1 pseudogene is annotated in these 2,261 nt (G+C 57.9%); it reads left to right on the forward strand.

What is annotated here, in order from left to right:
* A pseudogene (locus GIW04_RS29960) lies at positions 1-2,261 on the forward strand (hemagglutinin repeat-containing protein); the annotation flags it as partial.

A 2,261-nucleotide genomic window follows, 5' to 3' on the forward strand; every position in this document is an offset into this window, starting at 1 on the left:
ATTGAGGCCGGGGTGGTCGGTGTGCTTCGCAACGGTCCTGACCTGAGCGGCAACCCCAAGGGCGGCTTGATTCAGGGCCAGCGCCTGCTACTCAATACCAGTCAGCTCGATAACCAGGGCGGCTATCTTGGCGCGCAAACCAGCGATGCATTGCTCACGGTTGCAACCCTCAATAACCAGCAGGGTGCTTTGTATGCCAAAGGCCTGATGCGCATCAATGGCAGCGCTCTGGATAACAGCGCCGGGCAGATCGCCGGCGACCAGATCGCGCTCGGCCTCAACGGCCAACTGACCAACCACAACGGCCTGATCGAAAGCACCAACAACCTGACTGTGGCCGCCAATGCCCTCGATAACCAGGGCGGCAAATTGCGCGCCTTGGGACGCTTGGGCAAGACCGAGTTCCAGATCGGCGGTGTGTTCGATAACCGCAACGGCGCGGTGGAAACCGCCAACCAGGACCTGACCCTGGCAGCCGCCAGCTTCCAAAACAACGGCGGGCAGTTGCTGCATGTGGGTGAGGGCACATTCGACATCTCATTGCCTAACGTTACCGGCGCCGGCGGCACCGTTGTCACCCGTGGCGGCCTGACCCTGAACGCGGATACCTGGACCAATACCAGCGTCATTCAGGCGGGGCGTTTGAACGTTAACGTCAATAACTTCACCCAGACCGAAACCGGGCAGTTGCTGGCTTCGACGCACTTGGAAGGGAAGGGGGGGAGCTGGGTCAATAATGGGTTGATTGCCAGTGATGGCACGCTCAGCTTGGGGCTAACGGGGACCTACGGCGGCAGGGGGCGTGTCAGCAGCGTAGATACCCTGAACGTCGGCGCCGCTTCGTTAAACCTTGATGCTGCTTCAAGTATTACGGGGGGCCGGGGGGCTACCATCAGCGTCGCAGGCCAAATGACTAACTCGGGCCGTATCAGCGCCATGGGCAATTTGGCGATCAGTGCTGGAGCGCTGACTAACGCGGGCACTCTTGGCAGCAGTGAGGGCATGCTGATTGACACGCAGACCTTGCTCAACGAGCGCGGCGCGATCATCAGCGGTGGTGACATGTCGCTGCTGGCCGAGAGTTTTACCAATAAAAACGCGGATGTTTACAGCCTGGGCAAACTCTTTGTCGCCCGGGATATACAGGGCAATTGGGCGGGCACCCTGAACAATATTTCGGCCAACCTGGAAAGCGCGGGCGATATGACGCTCCATGTGGGCGCGATAGAAAACAAAAAAGAATTCTTCAATGTTTCATCGACATTGGTTTCCGGCGCTATCGGGATGAGAGGCACGTCGGCACGGGCCGGGCACATGGTATTGATGGAAGAATATGAATCCAAGGTGGATGCGGAGTCGGTGTCCGCAAGCATCTCGTCCGGCAGGAACCTGGATGTTCAGGGACGTAGCCTGTTGAACTCTGCCTCGGTTATTTCGGCCACCGGCAATATCAGTGCTGCGCTGGAAAACTTCAGTAACGTTGGCGCCACATTAGGAAAGTATTCGGTTCTCAAGTCTTTCGACCTTCCTAACCTCAAGGAAGACAAGAATATCTCCCGTTTCTGGCGTTCGATCATGGATTACAACGCTGCGAATGATCCGTCCTATACGCTTCAAGGCTCCGGTTCGAGACGCGCGGGAACCCTGCATTTCTGGGATCAAAACTGGAACGAGTCGATGGTGACGCCCTACACAAGAATGGGGGGGACGGCTCAGCGACAAACCAACCTGACGTTTGGTTGGAAAACGTACACGACCTTCAATGTCAATTTCCAAGCCCTGTTTCCTGCGCCAGCCTACAACGCGGGCACCAGGTCGGCATTACCGGCCACTCTGAGTGGAGTCAATTTCTACGATCAGCGGATGATCTCCAAGCCCGGCAGTGCAGGCACTGCCCAAGCCATCGTTCAGGCTGGCGGTGCGGTTCAAATCAATGCCAGCAAGAATCTGGTCAACAGTGTCATCCAAGAGGGCCAGCCGATATCGACAGGTTCCGGACGTGGGTTTGATGCCACTCGTCCAGTCAATAATGCTGTTGTTGCAATCGACTTGAATGCGCAGCTGCCACCGGACTTGGCCCAACAACAAGTCAACCCCTTGACGCTACGCGGGTTCACTTTACCCACCGGCACCCACGGCCTGTTCCGCCTCAGTAGCCGGGCGGGTGAGGATACCCAGGCCACCCAAGCCACCAGTGGCCCACAAAGCTGGACCATGGGCGGTGCGACCCTCGGCCTGGCTCAACGCCAGGATGTACAGCC

Origin of the sequence: Pseudomonas sp. PA-4-8C, from assembly GCF_021606625.1 — a bacterium.
GTDB lineage: Bacteria > Pseudomonadota > Gammaproteobacteria > Pseudomonadales > Pseudomonadaceae > Aquipseudomonas > Aquipseudomonas lactis.